Annotated in this window: 16 protein-coding genes and 1 pseudogene; 7 read left to right on the top strand and 10 right to left on the bottom strand. The window is 66.1% G+C overall.

Annotated features, from left to right (window positions below):
• Positions 1 to 514 precede the first annotated feature (514 nt).
• On the top strand, positions 515 to 1,723 hold the full coding sequence (locus MKAN_RS25720; RefSeq protein WP_023373253.1) for a PPE family protein: 1,209 nt from the start codon (positions 515 to 517) through the stop codon (positions 1,721 to 1,723).
• 26 nt (positions 1,724 to 1,749) lie between these two features.
• Here the strand turns inward: MKAN_RS25720 and tpiA are convergent, their stop codons facing one another.
• From tpiA to gap, 3 genes are read right to left on the bottom strand one after another with little or no spacing between them, the layout of a single operon-like run.
• A complete protein-coding gene (gene tpiA / locus MKAN_RS25715; RefSeq protein ID WP_023373251.1) occupies positions 1,750 to 2,535 on the bottom strand; it encodes a triose-phosphate isomerase in 786 nt (261 codons plus the stop codon).
• Positions 2,532 to 3,782, bottom strand: coding sequence for a phosphoglycerate kinase (locus MKAN_RS25710; RefSeq protein WP_023373249.1), 1,251 nt, complete (start codon positions 3,780 to 3,782; stop codon positions 2,532 to 2,534). Before MKAN_RS25710 ends, tpiA begins: the two co-directional genes overlap by 4 nt.
• Positions 3,783 to 3,794: 12 nt before the next feature.
• Positions 3,795 to 4,814 (bottom strand): type I glyceraldehyde-3-phosphate dehydrogenase, encoded by a 1,020-nt coding sequence (gene gap, locus MKAN_RS25705; RefSeq protein ID WP_023373247.1) that lies wholly within the window; start codon positions 4,812 to 4,814, stop codon positions 3,795 to 3,797.
• Positions 4,815 to 5,227: 413 nt separating this feature from the next.
• Between gap and MKAN_RS30065 the strand changes: the two genes are divergently transcribed.
• From MKAN_RS30065 to MKAN_RS25690, 3 genes and pseudogenes are all read left to right on the top strand, one after another.
• The gene (locus tag MKAN_RS30065) at positions 5,228 to 6,157 is read left to right on the top strand and encodes a hypothetical protein (RefSeq protein ID WP_023373245.1); all 930 of its coding nucleotides are present in this window, start codon (positions 5,228 to 5,230) and stop codon (positions 6,155 to 6,157) included.
• A gap of 665 nt (positions 6,158 to 6,822) precedes the next feature.
• Complete coding sequence (locus MKAN_RS25695) at positions 6,823 to 8,106, top strand: PPE family protein (protein WP_023373243.1); 1,284 nt, start codon at positions 6,823 to 6,825, stop codon at positions 8,104 to 8,106.
• 273 nt (positions 8,107 to 8,379) lie between these two features.
• Positions 8,380 to 9,627, top strand: a pseudogene (locus MKAN_RS25690) (HNH endonuclease signature motif containing protein); the annotation flags it as partial.
• 482 nt (positions 9,628 to 10,109) lie between these two features.
• Here the strand turns inward: MKAN_RS25690 and MKAN_RS25685 are convergent.
• The 4 genes from MKAN_RS25685 to MKAN_RS25670 form a co-directional block, all read right to left on the bottom strand.
• Entirely contained in the window at positions 10,110 to 11,531 is a 1,422-nt protein-coding gene (locus MKAN_RS25685; RefSeq protein WP_023373236.1) for a phytoene desaturase family protein, read from the bottom strand.
• A 74-nt stretch (positions 11,532 to 11,605) separates the two neighbouring features.
• Positions 11,606 to 13,201 (bottom strand): WS/DGAT/MGAT family O-acyltransferase, encoded by a 1,596-nt coding sequence (locus MKAN_RS25680; protein WP_023373234.1) that lies wholly within the window; start codon positions 13,199 to 13,201, stop codon positions 11,606 to 11,608.
• A gap of 14 nt (positions 13,202 to 13,215) precedes the next feature.
• Positions 13,216 to 14,757, bottom strand: coding sequence for an acyl-CoA synthetase (locus MKAN_RS25675; protein ID WP_023373231.1), 1,542 nt, complete (start codon positions 14,755 to 14,757; stop codon positions 13,216 to 13,218).
• A gap of 26 nt (positions 14,758 to 14,783) precedes the next feature.
• On the bottom strand, positions 14,784 to 15,548 hold the full coding sequence (locus tag MKAN_RS25670) for an SDR family NAD(P)-dependent oxidoreductase (RefSeq protein WP_023373229.1): 765 nt from the start codon (positions 15,546 to 15,548) through the stop codon (positions 14,784 to 14,786).
• Between the two features lie 315 nt (positions 15,549 to 15,863).
• On the opposite strand from MKAN_RS25670, the gene MKAN_RS25665 reads away from it, so the two are divergent.
• On the top strand, positions 15,864 to 16,424 hold the full coding sequence (locus MKAN_RS25665) for a QsdR family transcriptional regulator (RefSeq protein ID WP_023373227.1): 561 nt from the start codon (positions 15,864 to 15,866) through the stop codon (positions 16,422 to 16,424).
• 9 nt (positions 16,425 to 16,433) lie between these two features.
• On the opposite strand, the gene MKAN_RS25660 is transcribed toward MKAN_RS25665, so the two are convergent.
• On the bottom strand, positions 16,434 to 18,200 hold the full coding sequence (locus MKAN_RS25660) for a DUF3556 domain-containing protein (RefSeq protein ID WP_023373225.1): 1,767 nt from the start codon (positions 18,198 to 18,200) through the stop codon (positions 16,434 to 16,436).
• A gap of 216 nt (positions 18,201 to 18,416) precedes the next feature.
• Entirely contained in the window at positions 18,417 to 20,159 is a 1,743-nt protein-coding gene (locus tag MKAN_RS25655) for a PE family protein (RefSeq protein WP_023373223.1), read from the bottom strand.
• A gap of 587 nt (positions 20,160 to 20,746) precedes the next feature.
• Between MKAN_RS25655 and MKAN_RS25650 the strand changes: the two genes are divergently transcribed.
• Entirely contained in the window at positions 20,747 to 21,724 is a 978-nt protein-coding gene (locus tag MKAN_RS25650; protein WP_080674155.1) for a Rieske (2Fe-2S) protein, read from the top strand.
• 81 nt (positions 21,725 to 21,805) lie between these two features.
• On the opposite strand, the gene MKAN_RS25645 is transcribed toward MKAN_RS25650, so the two are convergent.
• Positions 21,806 to 23,074: a PucR family transcriptional regulator gene (locus tag MKAN_RS25645; protein WP_023373219.1), complete on the bottom strand. Its 1,269-nt coding sequence runs from the start codon at positions 23,072 to 23,074 to the stop codon at positions 21,806 to 21,808.
• A 265-nt stretch (positions 23,075 to 23,339) separates the two neighbouring features.
• On the opposite strand from MKAN_RS25645, the gene MKAN_RS25640 reads away from it, so the two are divergent.
• Complete coding sequence (locus MKAN_RS25640) at positions 23,340 to 24,080, top strand: lysophospholipid acyltransferase family protein (RefSeq protein WP_099185123.1); 741 nt, start codon at positions 23,340 to 23,342, stop codon at positions 24,078 to 24,080.

Raw genomic sequence — 24,080 nt, 5'->3', positions numbered from 1 at the left:
GCGCCCGAATTTAAATCACCAACATAGTTATTGTTGACGATAGCTACATTTCTTGGGATTCATTGGTTCCGCCAAAGATATGGCCGGCCTCCGAGTCGGCGCGAACGTGATCTTGGCCTGCGTCGGTGAAGAGCTGCACCAGAAAGGTTGGCTAATAGTGTCGTGGCTGATTGATAAAGGTTCCATAGTGGTTAATGGGCTGCTGATATTTCGGCGGGGTCGTTGTATCCGATATTCGCCGGCGCGGCCCGAGGCGGGACCTCAATGCTGACCGCGACGTTCGTGGTCCACAAAAGCTAGGCACCTTTCCCACCGCGCGACTTCGGCACAACGAATGCCGATCGGCTTTGTCGAGAGCCGCCCCCCGAATGCATTAACCGGCTGACGCCGTAGTTCGAACAAAATCACCCACCAGCACCGGACACCGTAGCCCGGGCTTCATCAGGCCGGGCCCCGGTTCGCATGCGCCGAACCGCGTCGCCTTTGTCGCCTCGACCAGCCAAGGAGGTAGCACATGTTCACCGATTTTGCGTTCCTACCGCCAGAGGTCATCTCGACCAGGATGTACAGCGGTCCGGGATCAGGCTCGCTGCAAGCCGCGGCGGAGGGCTGGCAGCAGTTGTCTGCTGAATTACACGCCAGCGCCCAGACGTACCGATCGGTGGTCTCGGACCTCATCGCCTGGCATTGGGTAGGCCCTTCGTCCGCGGCGATGGCGGCAGCAGCCACCTCTTACGCGGAGTGGCTGGAGGCGACTGCCATCCAGACAGGGCAAACCGCCCGGCAGGCCGCGACCGCGGCCAGTGCATTCGATGAGGCGTTTGCCATGACGGTTCCCCCGTCGATCGTCTTCGCCAATCGCGAGCAGCTGCTCTTGCTGATAGCGACGAATTTCTTCGGTCAGAACACTTCGGCGATCGCCGCCCTTGAGCTGGCCTACGCAGAGATGTGGGTCACCAATAGCAGCGTGATGCAGGATTATTCCGTCACTTCGGCGGCCGCGACGAAGCTGACGCCATTTGCTTCTCCGCAGCAGGCCACGAACCCCGCCGGTCTACCCGGCCAGGCCGCCGCGGTGGCTCAAGCCACCGCCGGCGCCGCCGCCGACGGCGGTAACTGGCTGGGGAATCTCTTGGAACAGATCGGGATGGCCCTCCTGCCGTTCGCACCCGAGCTGACGCCGTTCTTTCTCGAGGCGGGTGAACTCATCAACGCCATTCCTTTCCCGTCCATAGTCGCGGACGACTTCACGTTCCTCGACGGCGTCATGGCTTGGTACGCAACCGTCAGCTCGATCAACAACATCAGCTCGCTGGGCACCGGGATCATCGGGGCCGAGAAGAATCTGGGCATCCTGCCCAGCCTCGCGGCACCGGCAGCCGAGGTTGTCCCCAGTGAGCTTGCCCCACTGGTCAATTCGGTCAAAAACGTAGCCGATGCGGTGGCTAAGGGCGGACCGGGAATTGGGGAGGTGACCGCGGCTTTCCGTGGCGCCGGTTCGATCGGGCCAATGTCAGTGCCGCCCACCTGGACCGCACCGGCAGTCACCACGGTGAAGACGTTTCAAGGTACGCCCCTGACGACGTTGCCAGCCGGCGACGCCGGAGGGGCCGGGATGCCGGGGATGCCGGGTATAGCGCCCGCGGGGACGCGACGCGGCGGGGTGGTGCCACGGTACGGTTTGACACCTCGGGTGATGACGCGCCCCCTATCCGGAGGGTAGCGCGAGCGCCGCTTGCCGTGCGGTGGCTACGGAAGCGGTCCCCCGGCGGCGATGGCCGCCAGCGTCGCGAACTGCTCCCCGTCCAGCGACGCGCCCCCGACCAGCCCGCCGTCGATGTCGTCCTGGGCGACCAGGTCGGCGACGTTCTTCGCGTTCATCGAGCCGCCGTAGAGCACCCGCACCGTCTCGGCGAGCTTCGCTGATGCCAGCGACGCCAACTCCTTTCGGATCGCCGCGCAGACCTCTTGGGCGTCGGCGGCGCTGGCCACCCGCCCGGTGCCGATCGCCCAGACCGGCTCATAGGCGATGACGATTGACCCGATCTGCTCGGCCGACAGCCCGGCCAGCGAACCGCGTAGCTGTTCGACGTTGTATGCCACATGGTTTCCCGCTTCCCGCACGTCGAGGTGTTCGCCGATACAGACGATCGGCGTGAGCTCGTGCTTGAGCGCGGCGGCGGCCTTGGCGGCCACCAGGGCATCGTCCTCGTTGTGGTAGGTGCGCCGTTCGGAGTGTCCGACGATGACGTAGCTGCAGCCCAATTTCGCCAGGAACGCCCCGCTGATGTCACCGGTGTAGGCGCCGGAGTCGTGTTGTGACAAGTCCTGGGCACCATAGGTCAACCGCAGCTTGTCGCCGTCGACCAGCGTCTGCACGCTGCGCAGGTCGGTGAACGGCGGGATCACCGTGACGTCAACCTTGTCGTAATACTTGTCCGGCAACGCGAATGCGACCTTTTGCACCAGCGCGATCGCCTCGAAGTGATTGAGGTTCATCTTCCAGTTGCCGGCGATCAACGGCTTGCGGCTCACGACTGTCCGCCTCTCTTGTCTCGATCGGGCTGGGCCTCACCAAGCACCTCGATGCCGGGAAGTGCTTTGCCCTCAAGGTATTCCAGCGACGCGCCGCCGCCGGTGGATATGTGCGAAAAGTCGCCTTCGGCGATGCCGAGCGCGCGCACCGCGGCCGCCGAGTCGCCGCCGCCGACCACGCTGAAAGCTCCTCTACCGGTCGCGGCGGCAATCGCCTCGGCGACGCCTCGGGTGCCCGCCGCATAACCGGGGAATTCGAACACGCCCATCGGCCCGTTCCAGAAAATGGTCTTGGCGTTGGACAGCAGCGTGGCGAACCGTTTGACCGATCCCGGGCCGATGTCCAGGCCCATCAGGTCGTGCGGGATAGCGTCGGCGGCGACGGTTTGGGGCGGGGAGTCGGCGGCGAACTTCTCGGTCACCACGATGTCGACGGGCAGCCGCAGCACGTCGTGGTAGGTGTCGAGCAGCCTGCGGCAGGTGTCGACCATCTCGCCTTCCAGCAGCGACGTGCCAACCGAATAGCCTTGTGCGGCGAGGAAAGTGAAACACATTCCGCCGCCGATAACGATGCTGTCAGCCTTGGTGGCCAGCGACTCGATCACACCGAGTTTGTCCGACACCTTCGATCCGCCCAGCACCACCGCGTAGGGTCGCTCGGAGGAGCCGGTCAACTGCTCGAGTACCCGGATCTCCTCGGCGACCAGTTCGCCGGCATAGTGCGGCAGCAACGTTGCCACGTCGTACACCGAGGCCTGTTTGCGGTGCACCACGCCGAACCCATCGGAGACGAAAGCGCCCCCCGGAGATACCAATTCGGCAAGCTGTCGAGCGAGGGCGAGCCGCTCACCGTCGTCCTTGGCGGTCTCGCGCTTGTCGAAGCGGACGTTTTCCAGCAGCAGGATGTCGCCCGCGGTCAGTCCTTCGGCGCGGGCCAGCGCGTCGGCGCCGACGACATCACCGGCCAGCTGAACGTGCCGGCCCAGCTGCTCACCCAGGGCCGCGGCCACCGGCGCCAGCGACAGCTTCGGGTCGGGGCCGGCCTTGGGGCGACCCAGGTGCGCGGTGACCACCACCTTGGCGCCGGCATCGAGCAACGCCTGCAGCGTCGGCACCGACGCGGTGATGCGCCCAGGGTCGGTGATCACGCCGTCCTCATCGAGCGGAACATTCAGATCGGAGCGCACCAATACGCCGCGACCCGAAACACCTTCGGCGAGAAGGTCTTCGAGGGAATGGATAGTCACGGCTGCGTGAGTTTACAGGGACTTGCCGACCAGGGCGACCAGGTCGATAAGGCGGTTGGAGTAACCCCACTCGTTGTCGTACCACGACACGACCTTGGCCTGGCCTTCGATCACCTTGGTCAACCCGGAGTCGAAGATCGAGCTGTGCGGGTCGGTGACGATGTCGGTCGAGACGATCGGTGCGTCGTAATACTTCAGAATGCCCTTGAGCCTGCCCTCGGCAGCGGCTTTGAATGCCGCGTTGATCTCTTCGGCAGTGGCAGACTTGGCCAGGTCGGCGGTCAGGTCGGTGACCGAACCGGTGGGAATCGGGACCCGCAGCGCGTAGCCGTCGAGTTTGCCCTTGAGCTCGGGCATCACCAGGCCGATAGCCTTGGCCGCGCCGGTCGAGGTGGGGACGATGTTCAGCGCGGCGGCGCGGGCGCGGCGCAGGTCTTTGTGCGGACCATCCTGGAGGTTTTGGTCCTGGGTGTAGGCGTGGATGGTGGTCATCAGGCCTCTGACGATGCCGAACTCGTCGTGCAGCACCTTGGCCAGTGGCGCGAGGCAGTTCGTGGTGCACGAGGCGTTGGAGATGATGTTCTGGCTGCCGTCGTACTTGTCGTCGTTGACGCCCAACACGATGGTGAGGTCCGGGTCGGTCGCGGGGGCCGAGATGACGACCTTTTTGGCGCCGGCGTCGAGATGGCCCTTGGCTTTGGCGGCGTTGGTGAACAGGCCGGTGGATTCGACGACCACGTCGACGCCGAGGTCACCCCACGGCAATGCGGCCGGTCCTTCCCGGACGGCCAGCGCCTTGATCTTGGTACTACCGACCACGATCGTGTCCTCACCCTCGAGGCTGACGTCGTGGGGCAGCCGGCCCAGGATCGAGTCGAATTTCAGCAGGTGAGCCAGTGTGTGGTTGTCGGTGATGTCGTTGACGGCCACCACCTCCATATCAGCGGTGCCCCGCTCCTGTTGAGCCAATAAGGCCCGGTAAAAGTTGCGGCCGATTCGACCAAAGCCGTTGATGCCTACCCGGACCGTCACTTGCCTCTCCTGTCTTTCCCTGTCCACTTATGAGTCCGCTTATGAGTCCGCTAACGAGCGCCTTGCCGTCAGCCTAGATCAGTGACAGGCACCGACGCCCCGCCGGTAAGAGTGCTGGACCTCTGCGGCGGCCAAAAGCCGGACGCGGGTCGAGCGCGGGTTGCGACAGAGGTGGGTGAGAGCACCGATGGGCCTGCCCGAAGGCGCACCGCTGCCCCGCCGCCCTTCTTTGCAAGGAAAAGTGATGGCGAACGTCACCATTTGGAAACGGCGCGGTGCGGCGCGCCTCGTGTTTCACGTCGGCTGCCGAAAATTGTGCCGGTCGGCTAGACACGAGTGCAGTAGGGCTAGGCGGTGCTGCTGCAGGTTTTGATTGCGGAAATGCTGGGTGCCAATAAAGAGGAGTCGGCGTGATGACGGTCTTCGATCGGTTCAACTTGAAAGTGGTTGCCTGCGCTGGCTTGTGCGGGGCCGCCATAGCGTTGAGCCCGGATGTAGCTGCCGCCCCGCTGAAGACCGGCGGCTACGGGTGCGTCCAAGGAATGGCGGGCGAGGCTGGGGCGCCGGCGGCCGGTGGAGCGGCCGCAGCCGGTGCAGCTGCCGCATCCGGTGCTTGCTGCGCCCCGGGCGGACCAGCCGCCGGCGGAGCAGCAGCCGGGGGCACACCGGCAGCCGGCGGCGGAGCAGCAGCCGGGGGCACACCCACCGCAGCCGGCGGACCAGCAGCCACCAGCGAGGTATGTGCGGCTAGCGCCGCGCTCACCGATATGTCTGGTGTTCCGATGGTCGTGCCCGGGCCCGTTCCGGTGCTGCCAGCTGGTGCTCCGCTGATTGACCTTGGGCCGGCCGTTGCCCCGGTACCGGCAGTAGCCCCAGTGCCCGCCGCGGCCCCGGTACCGGCAGTAGCCCCAGTGCCCGCCGCGGCCCCGGTGCCGGCAGTAGCCCCGGTACCCGCCGTCGCCCCGGTGCCGTTGCCCGCTGCGGTCCCGGTACCGGCCGCCGTTCCAGTGCCCGCCGCCGCGCCGGTGCCCGCCGCCGTGCCGGTACCGGCCGCGGTTCCAGTGCCCGCCGCCGTGCCGGTGCCCGCTGCGGTCCCGGTACCGGCCGCTGTCCCGGTGCCCGCCGGCGCCCCCGTCGTCGCGCCGATGCCGGCCGGTGTTCCGTTGATCGCGCTCGGGCCTGCGGCAGCCGGTGCTCCGCTGGACGCGCCGGCACTGGCTGGGGCTCCAATCATCGACATGTCGGGGACCGGCAAGGGTGCGCCGACTGGTCCCGCACCGGCCGGTGGGCCCGTACCCGGTCAGCCCGTTGCGCCGGGTCCTTCGGGTGCGGGCGCGGGCTGAGTTTCGGCTCTGTCGGTCTACTCTTCGGCTTTGCGCCGACCCGCCGGGTACCACCAGCGAATGCAGTAGCTGCCGCTGGTGGCCGTATCTCGTCGGCGGTCTTGGCCCAGGCCGGACGCTGGGCGGGTGAGGATGCCGTCAAGCGTGGAAGTTCAAGCGCACCTGAGCAATTCGATTAGACCTAGCGCCTACCGGCCACGTCCAGCCGACCCGGCGACGTGCTTGCCCGCCACGCGGACAACACCGTCGTAACCCGGCATCACCGCAGAGATGCTCCGGCAACCAGGACAATTGCGGTTCATAATTTGCGTTAATGGCCTGAACATGACAATCAATTAGCCAGATGTTGTCGGCATAGCGCGGCATTGGTTCTAATGGAACCTCGTTCCAATCCAAGGGATGCACCGCGAAATGGCAGCGTGGCAGGGCGGCGCAATGCGAATAAACCGAAGGAAAGCGTTGACGCAACGAATGTTTCTGGCCGGGCTGACGACCCCCGACCCGGCTGCGCGCATGTTGACTATTGGCCGGAGTACCGTGCATGTCGCCGCGACACCAATGGATGGCATGGCGCCGTCCGCAACGGGCGATCAGGTCTTGCCGCATGCCGCTGTGAGATTCACCGGTTGCCTCGATGTACCAAATGCGCGCGCAGGCAGCCCACAATGACGGCGCCGATATGGATGGCCGCGCCACCGGAGGTGCATTCGGCACTACTCAACGCGGGACCAGGACCGGACTCGTTGCTGGCCGGGGCACAAGCCTGGACGTCATTGAGCTCCGAGTACGCGTCGGTGGCCGAAGAACTGACCGTCATACTGGCCGGGGTCCAAGCCGGCACCTGGGACGGGCCCAGCGCAGAATTCTGCGTGGCGGCCTACGCCCCCTATCTGGCGTGGTTGGCAGCCACCAGCGCCGCCAGCGCGGAAATCGCTGCGGCCCAGCAGAATTTGGCAACAGCCTACGTCTGCGCGGTGGCGGCGATGCCGACGTTGAGCGAGTTGGCGGCTAACCATGCCACCCACGCGGTGCTGGTGGCCACGAACTTCTTCGGTATCAATACCATCCCCATCGCACTCACCGAAGCCGACTACGTACGGATGTGGATCCAAGCCGCCACCACCATGGGTGTGTACGACGCGGTTGCTACTGCCACGCTGGCCGCCGCCCCACACACCGCCCCGGCACCGATCATCATCAACCCCGGCGCCAACACCGAGTTCGCTGCCAGTATCGCCCAGGCCGTCACCGAGACGCCCATCGAAGAATTATTGATTGAGTTACTCAACCTGATTTTGGCCGAGTATATCAATGTTCTCGAAATGGTTATCGGCATCCTCATGCTGCCCACGATCGGACTTAGGATCCCGCTCGAGGCCCTTTTGGACTTCTTGACCCTGCACTTTGCCGCCGGATTTTTCATGCTGTGGTATTACGGCTTTCTCTGGTATCACTTCGTCGTGATGCCGGCGTGGCAATTCGTGATCGATCCTTTGTTGGTTGTCGATGCGGTGATCGAATGGATTCTTGGGGGTGGCGCGGGTTTTGGCGCTGTTGGGGCTATGGCGAGTCCGTTGGCGGACGCAGTGGCGTTGTCGGCCACCGGTGCAGCGGCGGCTTCTGCCGGCGTGAACCTCGGCGGGATGACTGCTATGCCCGTGGCCGACGTCGCCGTTGGTGCGTTAGGGCCGTTGGCGGGTGCATCAGCGGTTCAGCCACAAGCACTAATCGCCTCTGCGGCGGCGCCCGCGGTACCGGCGTCGGTGGTAGCTGCTGATCAAGGCGCTGGGGTGCTGGGGTTTGCCGGGACCACGTCCGGCGCGGCGGCCGTACCGGCCGGCGGATTGACAACGGTCTGCGGCGGTGAGCTTGGCGCCGGTGCACGGGTACCGATGCTGCCGACCAATTGGCAGCCCAGCGTGGTCGGCGGCCCAACGGAGACCCTGTGATATTTGGGGTGAATCAGCTGGCAAAGCTCGAAATGCGCCCCGCGATATGCAGTTTGTCGCTGCGCGAATCGACCGGCGGCCACTGAGTAGCCGTTGGCTGAAATTACACACCGTCGGGCTGTCTCTGGGCCGGCCGAAACCGGATGTGCCGGCTCTGGGATGTCTTGGCTTACGAATCGGGATTTCGCGGTGGTTGCAGCGAGTTGAGCTGTTGTTTGCGGCGTGGGGAGCGGGCGGCCCGGAGTTGTCGGTGGTGGCTGCGATGATGAGGTCATGTCGTCGAGTGCACCTGCGGATGCGGTGGTGGTCAGTCCTGCCGGGCGTCTTGAGGTGTTGTCGAGGAGCTGGCGGAGTTGACCGGTCAGCGCAACGCCATTGATGGGCGCATCGTGGACATCGTGGCCGAGATCGATCGCGACGAGTTGTGCGGGATCACCGGGGCGCGGTCGGTGGCGGCGTTGGTGGCCTGGAAGCTGGGCTGCTCGCCGGCCAACGCCCACACGATCACCACCATCGCCGGGCGGCTGCAGGAGTTCCCACGCTGCGCGGCGGGGATGCGGGAGGGCCGGCTGTCGCTGGATCAAATCGGCGTCATCGCCGCCCGGGCCGGCCAAGGATCCGATGAGCACTACGCGCAGCTGGCGCAGGTGGCCACGGTCAACCAGCTGCGCACCGCGGTCAAGCTCGAACCGCGACCCGAACCCGATTTACGGCCGCAACCGCAGCCCTCGATCACCAAGACCTCCGACGAGCAGTTCAGCTGTTGGCGGATCACACTGCCGCACCCCGACGCGGCGAAGTTCGACGCCGCCTTGGCCTCGCATCGTGATGCGCTGATCGCCGAGTGGAAACACGACCACGGCACCGGCCACGGCGCTGCAGATCAGCGGCCGCCGATGGCGGGCACCCTTGAGGCGTTTCTGCGCCTGGTCGAGGCCGGCTGGGACGCCGAGGCCACCCGCCGCCCCCAACGGACAGCACACCACCGTGGTGGTACACCTCGACGTCGAACAGCGCGCCGCGGCGCTGCATCTGGGCCCGCTGCTGTCTGAGGCCGAACGCCGATACCTGACCTGTGATGCCACCGCTGAAGTCTGGTTGCAACGCAACGGCCAGCTCATCGGCGCCGGCCGAACCACCCGCCTGATCAGCCGGCGGCTGCGCCGCGCGCTCGAGCACCGCCAGCGCACGTGCGCGGTTCCCGGCTGTGGCGCCACCCGTGGTCTGCACGCCCACCACCTCCGCCACTGGGAAGACGGCGGCCCCACCGAGCTGGCCAACCTGGTACTGCTGTGCCCATATCACCACCGCAGCCACCACCGCGGCGTCATCACCATCACCGGACCCGCTGACGCTTTGACCGTCACCGACACCGACGGCCGATTACTGCGCCCAGGATCGCTGGCGCGCCCACCCACCCAACCCCCACCCGCCGTCGCGCCCTGCCCAGGACCCACCGGCGAACGCGCCCACTGTTGGTGGTACCAACCCTTCCAACCCCAACCACCACCAGCGCCACCACCGGCACCGCATCGAAACCCAAACACATTGGCGCACAACCCGGCCACCCACCACATCGCGGACACCCGAAACCACAACCAACCCCGCACCGCCACCGACCCCACCGCCGCCGGCATCGCGGTGCTGAACTCCCCCGTCCGCAACGCCGACGCCGTATTCGAGCCAAGTCGGCTGTGAGCGTCAGTTTCGGTCGCGCTGTGCTGCCAATGCGGTGGTCGCGCGGAGCGGGCACGGCGAGAGTGCCTTCAACAACGGGCTGCGGATGTGGCTAAGCAGCAATATGGACGGGGCGTCCCAACCAGCGCAACACACTACGGTAACCCCGGGCCGTGGCCGGCGAAATGACGTCTAGGCAATCGAGTGTGTTGCGCGACAACGTATTCCAACTCATCGGCGGCCGAAGAGACGATTCCTATTCCTGCGTGGGCTTTGTCGAGTCAGGTCGAGGGCACGCGACGGTGATCGCACCTGGGCGCCGGACTTCAGCGCCGCTTACGCAGCCACCGCAAGGCCGATTCTGCGGCGTAGTACCCGCACAGTCCATGGATGCCGGCACCCGGCGGCGCGGACTGCGAACACAGGTAGACACCAGGCACCCCAATCACATACGGGTCGACGGCGATCCGCGGCCGGAAGATGACCTGCAGCCCGTCGTTGGCACCGCCGATGATGTCGCCGCCGATGAAATTCCGGTTGTAGGCCTGCAATTCGGCGGTGGACTTGCTGACGGTGGCGATAATGCGGTCACGAAAACCGGGAGCGAACCGCTCGATCTGGTCCACGACGGCCTCGGTAGCGTCGCCGGTGTAACCGAACGGCACGTGCGCATAGGCCCAGACCGGGTTGATGCTGCCCGCTGAGCGCGACGGGTCGGCCAGGTACTGCTGACCCACCAGAACAAACGGCCGTTGCACCATTTTGCCTTGTGCGCGTTGCCGTTCCGTGTCCGCGATCTCGGCGAAGGTGCCGCCTAGGTGGACAGTGCCGGCGCGCCCACAGTCAGGATTCGTCCACGGAATGTCACCCTCGACGGCGAAGTCGACCTTGAAGGCTGACGACCCTTCGCGATATCGCCGATAGGACGACTTGATTCGGGCCGGCATCACATCGCCATAGAGTTCCAGGACGGCTGCGGGACTCAGATTGAGCATGACAATGTCGGCATCCGGGATGTCGCGGCGGCTGGTAACGGTCACGCCGGTGGCGATTCCGCCGCCGAGAGCCTGCAAAGCCGCGCCCAGTGCCCGCGTGATCGACCCCGATCCGCCCTGGGCGACGGGCCAGCCGTAGCGGTGACCACTGGCCAGGATCATCAGACCGAGCGAAGCCGTCAGCGGCCGGTCCAGACGCGTATAGACGTGCGCGGCCGCCCCGCCGAACAGCGCCCGCGCCTGCTCGGTACGAAACCAGCGCGCCATCACGGTCGCCGGCAGCGCCGCACGCGGACCAAAGGCGGCAAGACGGAGCGGGTGTCGGGGCACGTTGATGACCGGCCGGAGCAAATCGCTTGCCAAATCATCGAATCCGGCCGCCAGATCCCCTACCGCGCGTCGCCAGCGACTGGCGTCCGGTCCCATCCGCGCCGCGGTCTTCTCGATCGACTGGAACAGCACGCCGGCGCTACCGTCATCGAGCGGATGCGCGCAATCGGTCTGCGGCCACTTCCAGGTCAGCCCGTAGCGCTGCAGGTCGATCTCCTGCCAAAACGGCGAACCGACACCCAGCGGGTGAAACGCCGAACAGTGGTCGTGGATGAGTCCGGGCACCGTCAGCTCACCCGAACGCGCTCCCCCGCCGATGGTGTCGCCAGCCTCGAGCACCTGCACGTCGAGACCGTGGCGAGCGAGATGGATCGCTGCGGCCAGGCCGTTGGGTCCGGCACCGACGACGATCGCGTTGGTCATCGCAAAGTGCGTTGAGTCGTCACCTCGACGAGCTTAACTGTCAACCAGAGCCGGGCCGGCGAGGCCGGTTCGATCTATCGGCGGCCCGTTGTCGATGCCGGCTTGGTCGCTGTCTTCGCCGTCTTCTTGGTTGCGGGCTTGGCCGGCTTCGGGGCACGCTTGACCGGGCCGCGGCGCGGGGAGGGCGGCTGCGGCGGCTGGGCCCACTGCGCACCGGTGGCTTCGAAGAGCCGGCTGATCTCGGCGACGTGCATGTCGGCGAGATCCCACACGTCGGGGACGAGCTCGCGGTCGGCGATGAAGCCGAAGTCGAGCCGGTCCAGGTAGCTCACCACGGTGATATTGAGGCCCTGCCCGTCGGTGACGATCGACACCGGGAACTGGTGACACAGCTTCGAGCCGGCGAAATACAACGGCTGGCGGGGCCCGGGCACGTTGGAGATCACCACGTTGAACGGCTGCGACACCCGGTCGGCCAGCCGCAGCCGCGACGCCAGCCGCACCGCGGCAGTGGACAGCACCGGCGGCGAGTATCGGCTGAGGTCGACCAGTTCGGCGGCCGGCACCAGCTCGTGCGTGCGTTTGGCGTCCTGCATGGCCTTGCGGCAGCGGGCGACCCGTTCCACCGGATCGGCACAGTCGGTAGGCAACTCGGCGACGATCGCCGACACCCGGTTGGTCCACGGGTCCGCCTCGTCGCCGGTGCGGATCGACACCGGCACCATCGCCCGCAGCGGGCGGTCCGGCAGTGCGTCATGGGACAGCAGATACTCCCGCAGCCCGCCGGCGCAGATCGCCATGACGATGTCGTTGACGGTGCTGCCGGTGGCGTCCTTGAGCCGCTTGACGTTGTCCAGCGAGGTGGTGCGCATCGCAAAGCGGCGGTGGCCGGTGATCGTCTTGTTCCACGGTGTCGGCGGTGCCGTGACAGCGGGCAACGAGATGCTCGGCCGGTTGCCGCTATTTCTGAGGCCCAGTTGGGCGACCCATTTGACCGCGTCCCCGGCCCGGCCTGCCGCGCTGCTCACGCTATGGATTCCCGCGGCGTCGGCGAGCTGACCGACGATCCGGGTCTGCACCCGCAGCGCCCGGAACGGGTTGCGGGCGAGTTGGGCTGCCGTGCGGCGCAGTAATTCGGCGGTCGACGGCAGCGCCTCGGGTTCCCACGACGGGCCTTCCCCCGGCGGCGGCGCGTCCGGCTGCGTGTCGGTGACGATCTGCAACATCAGTTGCCCGGAGGCCCCGTCGATGGTGGCGTGGTGATATTTGGTCAGCAGCGCCCAACGTCCGTCCTGCAGGCCGTCGATGACGTACACCTCCCACAGCGGCCGGGTGCGGTCCATCGGCCGCCCCACGATCCGGCACACCTGCTCGGCCAGCTGATCCACGAGACCCGGTCGGGCCAGCCGCAATTCGCGGATGTGGTAGTCGAGGTCGAAGTTCGGGTCGAACACCCAGTACGGATGGTCGAGCCCGAACGGCACTTCGACCAGGCGTCGCCGCAACGGTTCGAGCTCGCCCACCAGCGAGGCGAACTTGGCGTGCACCGCCGCATACGGGTCGTAGTCGGGATTGGGCCTTTCGAAGATCATCAGGCCGGTGACGTGGCCGAACGTCGTCGGCGTCTCCAGGTAGAGGAACGCTGCGTCCAAACCGGAGAGTTGCTTCATGGGTGACTCCTTGGCTACTCGGGCGCCGCTACCGAAAACTGTTCGCGCAGGACGCGTTTGAGCGCCTTGCCAGTGGGGGTGCGCGGGATGGCATCGACGAACACCGCCCGCTTGGGCAGTTTGTAGCGCGCTAGCTTGCCTTCGCAGTGCACCAGCACCGCCGCCTCGTCGAGTTCCGGGTCGGCGCGCACTACCACCGCCAGCGGCGACTCGCCCCATTTGGCCGACGGGATGCCCACCACGGCGACGTCGGCGATACCGGGGTGCGACAGCAGGACGTCTTCGATTTCGGCCGGGTAGACGTTCTCGCCGCCGGAGATGATCATGTCCTTGATCCGGTCCTGGATGTAAACGAAACCGTCGGCGTCACGAACGGCGATATCGCCGGTGTGCAGCCAGCCGTCGACGATGGTCTCGGCCGTCGCTTCGGGACGGTTCCAGTACCCGGCCATGATGTGGCGCCCACGAATCAAAATCTCACCCGCAACACCACTTGCCACATCCACGCCGTGCTCGTCGACAATGCGAATGTCGGTGTGAAAGAACGCCTTACCGGTCGACCCGATATGCGACATCGCGTCGTCGGGGCCGATCACGCAGCCCGGACCGCACGATTCGGTGAGCCCGTAAACCTGATGCACCTCGAAGCCGAGATCGGCGTAGGACTTGATCAGCGACGGCGGCACCGGGGACGCCCCGCTCATGATCCAGCGCAGCGCCAACGACTCCCGCAGCTCGGGCTGATATGTCGGCAGCATGAAGTTCAGCATCGCCGGCACGGCCAGGGTAGTGGTGATCTGCTCGTCGCGGAACACCTCCCAGATCCGCTTCGGGTCGAACTGACGCAACATGACTATCGTCGCACCGCGGTAGACACAACCGACCAGCGGGGCAAGTGCGGCCACGTGAAACAGCGGCAGCGAGATCAGGTAGCGGTCCCGGAACCGCATATCGACGCTGGCCAGCATCGTCAGCAGGCACCACTGCACGCTGTCGTGGGTGTGCACCGCGCCCTTAGGCAGGCCGGTGGTGCCCGAGGTGTACATGATGAACAGTGGGTCGGCACCGTCGGCGACGACCGAAACCGGTTGCGGCGCTGCCTGATCCACCAGCGCGTCGAAGTCGGCGGCCCAAGCCGGGCCGTCGGCCCCGACGCGCAGCCAGCGGGTCACCGGTGTGCCGTCGTCGTTTCCGCCACGCTCATGCAACTCGGCGACGACGGCGTCGTATTCGGCGTCGAACACCAGCACCGTCGCGCCCGAGTCGCGCAGCATGAACGCCAGCTCGTTGGCGACCAGCCGCCAGTTCAATGGCACGACCACCAGCCCGGCCCGGGCCGCGCCGTAGAACACCTCGACGAACTGGTGGCAGGTGGGCAGCAGCACGGCGACCCGGTCGCCCTTGCCAAGCCCCGGCCCGGTCAGCACCCGGGCAGCCCGATCGGCGCGTTCGTCGAGTTCGGCAAAGGTGAACCGCCGTCCGGCGGTGTCATCGACGAGTGCCTCCAGGGCGGGATTCAACTCGGCCCGTTTGCGCAGATGCGATCCGACGTTCATGACTGCCTTTCTCTGAGTCGGTGCGGTCAGGAGGTGAGCAGGCCGCCTTCGACGGGCAGCGTGATACCGGTGACGTAGCTGGCGGCGTCGCTGGCCAGGAAGACCAGCGCGGCGGCCAGTTCGTCGGCCAGGCCGACGCGGCCCATCAGGGTGCGTGGGATGACCGTGGTCTCGACGTAACCGGCGGGGAATTGGTCGGTCATCTCGGATTCGAAGAAGCCGGGCGCCAACGCGTTGACCCGGATGCCCTTTCGCCCGGTCCACTGCTGGGCCAGGTCGCGGGTCAGACCGATCAGTCCGGCCTTGGACGATGCGTAGGCGGCCTGCGGCAATCCGGCGGAGGTCAGGCCCAGCACGCTGCTGATGTTGACGATCGAGCTGCCGGGCCTCATGACCTGCGCACACGCCTGCGCCATCCAGTAGCAACCGTTGAGGTTGAGCTCGACGACGGAACGGAACTGATCCGGGGTTTCGCGGGTGGCGGGCACCGCGGTCCCGACGCCGGCGTTGTTGACCAGGATGTCGACCCGGCCGAACGCGTCGATCGCGGCGTTCACCAGGGCCCGGCACTGCTCGGGATCGGTGACGTCGGTGCGCACCGCGAGAGCCTTGCGCCCCGCCGCCTCGACGAGCGCGCGGGTGCCGGCCAGCCGGTCCTCGCGCCGTGCGCCGAGTACGACATCGGCGCCGGCCTCGGCCAGGGCCTGGGCGAACGTGACGCCGAGGCCGCTGGATGCCCCGGTCACGATCGCGGCCCGGCCGTCGAGCCGGAAGCGGTCGAGGATGCGCATCACAGGACTCCGGTAAGCAGAATGAATACCACGGTTGCACCTTATCTAGATATGTTGCATATCTGCAACCAAACGCGATTTATCTCACTGAGGCCAGCCTGAGTCAGCACTGGCCAGTACTAATAGCCGTCGTACCGACGGTGCTTGAGGCCGACGGGCGCCAAGGAACCGACGACCCCCGATGCAACATCTGATAATCTGTCGCAGAAGTGAGGCATCGGTTGCCTGACGTGGTTCACCGAGGCCAGGAGGTGCGACATCGGCGAAACGCAGCTGGCTCGACTGCTGGCGGCGACGGACCGCCGCCCCGATGCCATGACGGCCTTCCGCATCGCCCGCCGGTGGTTCATGGCCGGTCGGCGGATCGAGATGCAGGAACTGGCCGCCGAACTGGGCGTGAACCGGGCCACCTTGTTCCGCTGGGTCGGCAGCCGCGATGAACTGCTGGCCGAGATTCTCTGGTCACTGGCCGAACGCACGCTGGCACTAGCCGTCGAGAACGCGCCCGGGTCCGGCGGCGAGCGCATCTCGGCCATCATCGGCAGCTTTGTGGCGCTGCTGGACGAGGCGGAGTACTTCCGCGAGTTTCTGCGGCGAGAACCGGAACGGGCGCTGCGGATCCTGACCACACATGCCAGTACGGTCCAGGCGCGGCTGGTCGCGGCCGTCGAAACCCTGCTCCGCGAAGAGATCACGCGCACACAGCTGCGGGCACCGTTACCGCCACACGACCTGGCATACCTCATCGTGCGGATCGTCGAGTCCTTCCTCTACTCCGACATCATCACCGGCGAACAACACGACGCGGCAAAGGCGGCGCTGGCGGTGACCGCGCTCCTCGGAAGGGATGCGCCGGCTGCCGGTGCCCCCGGCTGACCGCGACCGTTACGGCGTACCTGGCACAGCGCGCTGAGTCGTGACGTGGACGGGGAATTCGTCGCCGGCTTCCGGCCACGGTTGACGCGACAGCATGTCCTTGACCTCGACATAGCCGGTCTCGAGCACACCGGCTTTGGCGTCGACAATGCGGTACCACTGCTTTTGGACGTGGATCGGTTGGCCCTCGAGGATGACGACGCGGATGTCACCCGCCTCGAAATTGCACCGCCGCTGCACCGCGGCCAGCAGTTGCTCGTTGTGCAGGTGGCCCTCGCCGAAATTCCAGCCGACCAGCGGCCCGGCAATCAGCTCGCCCTCACGCACGCGGTAGTCGGTTTCGTCGACGTCGCCCCCCACAGCACGAGAAACCAGACCGTTGAGCGCTCTGCCGTGAGTATGCATCGCCCGGAATGCCGCGGTCTTGTCCATCATGATTTCCGCGCTGTCGGCGCCGTAGAGCCTGGTCAGCTGGTTGACCACCAGCGCGGAGCTTTTGACGACGTTGGCCTCGAGCTTCTCCTCGGCCCCGGGACGGAAGCACCACACGCTGGTGGCCCAGTTGCCGGCGTAGTAACGCATCGCCGGCAGGAACGAAATCTTTTCGGGGAAAAGGTTTCCCGCAACGGCCACGGCCACCGCGGCGAGCACGATGGCCAGCAGCAGAGGTGACTGCAGGCCGGTTGCCTGGATCGCGCCGTAGTGCCCGAACAGATAGAACAGCGAAAAGATGAAGAACACGTTCCACTCCAACGGCACCCCCATCGGAAGGTTGGACAGGATGTTGAGGTGGAAGATCACCATGAACCCGATGAGGAACCATCGCCAGGGATGGCCGTCGGCGACGAAGACCAGCACCCCGGGGACCAGGAATTCCGCGGTGGTCCCCCCGACATGGGCCATCAGCTTGGGCAGCCAGGACGGGCGCAGGTCATTGACCGGGTCCAGATAAAGCAGGTGTTTGAGCCAGTTGAACAGCCTGCTGCGCAGTAGCGCGTTATTGCTCGTCATCACCGAGACGACGTACGGGAAGTGGTGGTTGAGCTTGGACGTCGCCGCGCCCCACCACAGCGCGAGCATGATGAGCTTGAACGCTGCGATCTGATCGGTGAACGGGAAGAAGAACACGAACAGCTTCAGCCAATAGTGTTCACCGCGGGCCGCGAGGAAGATCGTCTTGTCGCGCAGACCCAGCAGCGCCAGGGCCACGATCGTCGGGATCACCAGCACCGGGTCGATCAAGCCGACGTCGCCGGCCCCGGTCACCGGTCCGCCGTGTCCCGGGGACACCAGTGCCCACACCCCACCTGCCAACACGACGGCGTAGAGGATGACGTCGACGAGGGTACGGCTGTCGCCGCGGGTGAACGGGACTTTGTCCGGCCAGGCGGGCAGTCGAATGGTCTTGGGCCGCAACCAATATAGGAATCCGCCGACGGGCGGCAGGAAGCGGCCGGTCAGCGGGCCGGAGCCGCAGCCAAAGCCCATCACCTCGAACAGCAGCGTGAAGATGATGACCTTCTGGTACACGATCGGTTGGGTCCACCAGTCGGCGATGTGACCCAGCCCGCCCAGCCCGGGCGTGAGCGAGATAATCGCCGCGGGCGCGGCGATGTACACGCCGATCTTGAACAGATACAGCAGGTACGCGGCGTACGGGGTTCCGAAGCCGTGCTCGACCCAATGCCGGGTGACGATTTGCAGCCTCGTTGCCCGTGGCAGGGTCTGCCAGGTGGCGGGGTCGGCGTCCGGAAGCTCCGGTGACATGAAACCCATGGCGGCCTTCCTGATTGGTTCAGCGTGAAATCAATTGACGCGCAGGGTGAATCGGCATCGTACAATTCGGTGGTCGGTCCTGCGCATCGTTGGCCCCCTCGGTGCCTCTGACATAAATGTTCGCACCACCGCCGGTCATCTGGCGAGACCGTCGTGCCGGTCTTTCCGTGATCGTCGCCTTCACACCCGGATATTCGGAGTCGTCGGCGATACGGATCAGGTCGGAAACGGCTGACCGCTCAAGATCGCCGCAATGGCCACCCCGGCGATTCCCGCGCCGAATACGCCCAGGGTGACATTGGTGGCCGGGATGAGTTGCATGTTTTGGCTGAACCCGTTGAGGTCGCCGGCGGCCAAATCCCCGATGCCGTCCGCCAGGTACTGGGCATCGGCGGTCACGAAATAGCCGGGACCCTCCACCAGAACCGGCATCATCTGCTGGGCGACGACGATCGCATTGATGAGCTGCGGAGACGCGCCCTGGCTGACCGCGGCGCCGAGGAGCGAATCGCCCGCCTGGTAGATCGCCGAGGTGATGGCCGGATCGAGTGTGTCGTTGATGACGGTGTCGAGTAAGCCGGGCAGGTGATCCAGCGGCCCGTCGATGGCGTCGCCGATCTGTGGCGGTACCGGAAGTGCGGCTGGTATGGCCGGCGCCGGCACCGACGGAGGCTGCGGCAGCGGCAAATTCGGGATCGCCACCTTCGGTAGCGGCGGCAAGCCGACATCGGCAAGCGCATGGTCGATGCCGTGCGCGGTCGAGTCGGCAAGGTCACCGGCGAGGGTGAGCGCGTCGATATCGGTCGGGAAAAGCCCGGCGGGGGTGGGCACGTCGGCGTATCCGGTTCGGTCGTAACCCAATTCGATGATCACCCGCAGGTCCGGCTCGACGAGATCCAGCAGCGGCGCGGGCACAATTCCGCGCAGCGGCTCCAACAGCGGCAGATGCTCGCTGGGCAGCAACATATAGGTGGTGTAGACGTCGGCCGGGGACACCGGCTGAACCACACCCGCCGCGACCTGAGCCGGGGTCAGCTCCTGATAGGTGCCGTGCGCGTAATAGATACCCAACAGCGCGTTGAGGTCGGCGGGAATGTTGAGCGGGTACTGGGGGAAGTCGGCAAAGCCGTCGTATTGGCGCGTGTACACGGTCGTCGGGTAGAGGTTGCTCGGTGTCGCACCGCTGAACGTGAGACCCATCGGCTGCACGAAAAGCCCCGGAAAACGGGCGAGTAAGCCACCGTTGGGATTGTTGGGATCACCGAGCAGCACGAAGGACAGCTGGTCGGGGCCGGGCCGTAGGTCGGCCGGCAGGCTTGCCAGGTAACGCATTTCGGCGGTGGCCACCGAAGCGCTCTGGGAGAAGCCCAGGACCACCACGTCGTGTCCCGCGGCGTGCTGGGCCATGATCGCGGCGTGTAGATCGGCGGCACCCGCAGCCACCGATTCGTCAAAGGTCAGGCTGGGGATTCCGGTGAACGGCTGGAACTGCTCCGGCGTGGTCACACCCAATACCGGTGAGCCGGGGTAGAAGGGGCGGATGTAGAGGTTGTAGACCTGCTGCAAATAGCGAAACGACGGTCCCGGATTTCCGGTCGGACCCATGATCAGCACAGTCGGCCCGCCCCCGCCCGGCGCCCCGACGGTCCGGTTCGGCAACGGCTGCAACAGCGTGCGATTGGCGGCTTCGGCGCCGGTGTATGCCTCCGCCCCCGCGCCGAGCGCCCGCACAACGTGGTCGTGATACGCCGCGATCTGGGCGCTGACGGCCTGATAGTCCCGCGCGAACGCGCCGAACAGCGCGGCGATCCCCTGCGACACCTCATCGGCGCCCGCGGCGAGCAGCTGTGTGGTGGTGGCTGCTGCCGCGTCGTTGGCCGCGCTGATCGCCGCACCGATGCGGGCCACATCCGAGGCCGCCGACGCCATCATGTCCGGCTCGGCCACCAGAAACGACATTCCCGCCACTACCACCCTCCCGTGCCCGTTTGGTCGGCATCGGCGCCGCCCCGCGGTGGCTGGATGGTAGCTAACGAGTCACGCGACTACCCCGAAACCGGCCGAAACCGGCCCAACCCGGCCGGCGCCCGCCGGGTCCGCCCCCCTCTGGCGGACCCGGCCCCGTAACTTCGGGCTAGCGCTCGGCCGGGCGCGGCTGCCTCGGCCGGCTCGGGCTCAGCCATGCGCGACCCCTCAACGCGCACGGACGGTTGCCCACCGCCGCTTCGGGCAATTCGTCGCGGTCTCAAGAAACCACGACCCGCGCTTTCAGCTTCTTTCACGTGGTCTTACGAATTGACGTGCGCATACGCTAGAGGCCCACGGCGGATGGACACCATATGCGCGCGCACCGAAGCTCAAGATCACTTTGGTGCGCGCAGCATGAAAGGACTTCGCGTCGTAACCACCCCGCCGGGCCCGCTACCCGGCTGGGTCGCCCGAATTTCTCGCCCTCCTACCTCAAACACGCTGCAGCATAAGGTGTTTACATACGTTCTAAGGGGCATGCCACGAAGCGCTGGAGCCGGAGGCTGGACGGATCGGGGATGAGTTCTCCTGCCCCAGGCCTGGCCACCCAAGGGCCGAACTGGATCGGCGAATCCTCGGACGACCGGATTCAAGTTGCCCGGGTGGGGTACTGCCAGAGGATGCCCGCCTACACACCCCCCCGACCGTTGGTCGATGCGTTTGAACGAGCCCGAGTGCTGGACGCCCCGGCGCAGTCGATCGCCAAGAGAGTTCGTCAGCTACTGGCCCAGCCGAGATTGAAACAAGCGATCAGCGGAACGTGGCTCGGTCATCCGGTCCATCCGCCGTTGACCGACGTGGTCATCGGCTCGTTCCTGTCGGCGTCGCTGCTGGATGTGATCGCGCCCCACTCCGGCGGGACGGCCGCACGGCGGCTGATCAGCGTGGGCATTACCGCGACGTTACCCACCGCGCTCACCGGCATCAGCGACTGGGCCGACACCGAACTTTCCGACGAACGGGTACGCCGCGTCGGTCTGGTCCATGCCGAACTGAACAGCGTGGCACTGCTGCTCTACACCGCCTCGTTGAGAGCCCGTCGGCGCGATCGGAGGCTATCCGGCATGCTGCTCGCGTTCGCCGGGGCCACCGTACTTGGGTTCAGCGGATACCTGGGCGGCCATATGTCATATATGCGCGGGATCGGTGTCAACCAGACAGCGTTCGACCCCGGTCCGCCGCAGTGGACGGCGGTGCTTGACAGCACCGAGCTTCGTGACGGACAACTGCACGGCACTGTTGCCGAGGACGCGCCGGTACTGCTGGTGCGCCACAACGGCGGGCTCTATGCCATTCACAACCGCTGTAGCCATCGCGGATGTCTGCTGAGCGAGGGCGAGCTGGACGGCGCGGTGATCACCTGCCCATGCCACGGGTCGCAGTTCGACGTTCGCGACGGAACGCTGGTGCGCGGCCCTGCCACCACCGGCCAGCCCCAGTTGGATGTGCGGGAAACCAACGGGCACATCGAGGTTCGCACCGCCACCCGGGGCTGAGCCGTTGCGGCCCGAGCCACCGGCTACCGGTGGTGACACCGTCTCCTGCTGCGTCTGACAACCACAACATGAATCCCGCCCTTACTTTGGTGCAGCTAGCACCGCCGGAGCCATCCACCGGCAGATCTCCAACGCGACCTGCACCCTGAACACGGCATCGGGATCGTCGAAGCTGCCTGCGCACAACTCCATCGCCTGAGCGACCCGATACTGAATGGTGTTGCGGTGCAAGAGCATCGCTTCGGCTGTCGTGACATAACTGCGATTGCGCACCAAGAACTCGCGCAGTGTCTCGCGTAGCCACTCATTACGCTCGTTGTCCACGCTGAGCTCGCCCAGTACCTCTGCGACGTAGCACCGCAACGCATCCACGTCGGCGGCCATCAACGCTATCGGCGCCACGTCGTCGTAGCAGACAACCCGGGCGCTGCGGCGGGCTCCGCCGGCACGGACCACCGCTTTCACCAACTGGGCCTGTTTCAGCGATGCGCGGAAACCGCGAAGCCCGTCTGCCGCCTGGCCGTAGGCCAGCCGTGCTCGGATGCCGGCCGACTCGAATGCAGCGCGCAGCCGCGACGGATCACCGGCGCGGTCGTCCCAGACCGAAAACCACAGCCGCGCCTCCCGTTCGTCGGTCGGCACCAGCAAGGAGCCACCCACCAAGCCCAGCTCGGCAGCTACCAGGCAACGGACCTGCTCGAACACGGCCATCACGTCACCGGCCGGCACCGCCGCATCCACCCATACCACCGCGGCGACGTGCATCCCGTCCAGGCGGTACCGCAACAACTTCTCGGCGCGCTGCACGTCCACCGGGGTACCGGCCAGCAACTCGCTGACCGACTGCTGCCGCAGGCCACCGTGGCGGCTCAGCCACCGTTCGTGTTCCTCTTCGTAGGCGACGATCATCTGGTCGGCCACCAGGTCAACGATTCGCGAGGAACGATTCACCAACTCGGTGATGGTCGGCACTCGCTGTGCGGGTTCCAGGAGCGACACATACCGCATCGCGACCTCGAGAAAGCGTGCATGGCCGAGCCGATGCGCTCGAACCAACGGCGCCAGCGGCACATCGCGCTGAGCCGCTGCCCGCGCGTAGGCCAGTGCGGCGGGTGGCGCTTCGAGCAACGATGTCGGCGCGTCCCGTTCCAGGTAATGAACGGCTGCGACGTAGTTCTCGGTGATACTGGCCTGCCACATGTCCATCATCCGGCTGTCGTAGTCGAGCCCCTGGATTTCGCTTTTCATGGTGTCGAACACCTCCACGATGAACTGGTCGCGAATCGTGTCCATCTGCCGGGCGATCACCGAAATGGGGCTGCCGCCGACCCCGCCACCGACCTGGGCCACTCTACGTCCCTCCTGGGTTGGGCTCCGCTGGTCATTGCCCGGCCGGAGGCCGGGTTCACATGAACACTGTGCCCGGCCACGGACAAGAGCGGAGCCGTTTCGCCGCCCATGCCGGCGCGCCGGACCGACATCGGTCGCTACCATCGAGGGACTCGACGGCAACGCAGCCCAGAGACAGCCTCGAGGGAGGAACGTGAGCACCGACAGCCCAGACATCGGAGATCCCGAGATCGACAAGTGGGATCCCGGCTTGACCAAGCGGTTGATGAGTGTCATGCGCCCGATCTTGAAGACGTACTTCCGGTGCGAAGTGCATGGCCTCGATTCTTTTCCGCCCGGCGGAGCGCTGGTGGTCGGCAACCACTCGGGCGGAATGTTCCCGATGGACGTTCCCATCTTCAGCATCGATTTCTACGACAAGTTCGGCTACGACCGGCCCGTTTACACGCTGAGCCACGACATTCTGTTCATGGGGCTGACCGGGTCGCTGTTCCGGCGCACCGGCTACATCCGGGCCAGCCGGGACAACGCGGCCAAGGCACTGCGCTCCGGTGGCGTGGTGATCGTGTTTCCGGGCGGTGACTACGACGCGTACCGGCCCACGTTCGCCGAGAACGTCATCGACTTCAACGGTCGCAAAGGATACGTCAGCACCGCGATCGAAGCCGGCGTGCCCATCGTGCCGGCGGTGTCCATCGGTGGTCAGGAGACGCAGCTCTACCTGTCGCGCGGCACCTGGCTGGCCGAGCACCTCGGACTAAAGCGGCTGCTGCGCAGCGACATCCTGCCGCTCTCGTTCGGTTTTCCGTTCGGGTTCAGCGCCGCGATTCCGCCCAACCTGCCGCTACCGACCAAAATTGTCACCGAGGTGCTGGATCCGATCGACATCACGGCACGTTTCGGCGAGGACCCCGACATCGACGAGGTCGACGAGTATGTGCGGTCGGTGATGCAGGAAGCCCTCGACAAGCTCGCAGCCACCCGTCGCTTCCCGATTCTGGGCTGA

The organism is Mycobacterium kansasii ATCC 12478, from assembly GCF_000157895.3.
Lineage (GTDB): Bacteria > Actinomycetota > Actinomycetes > Mycobacteriales > Mycobacteriaceae > Mycobacterium > Mycobacterium kansasii.
This window is presented reverse-complemented; position numbering and strand designations above follow the sequence as displayed.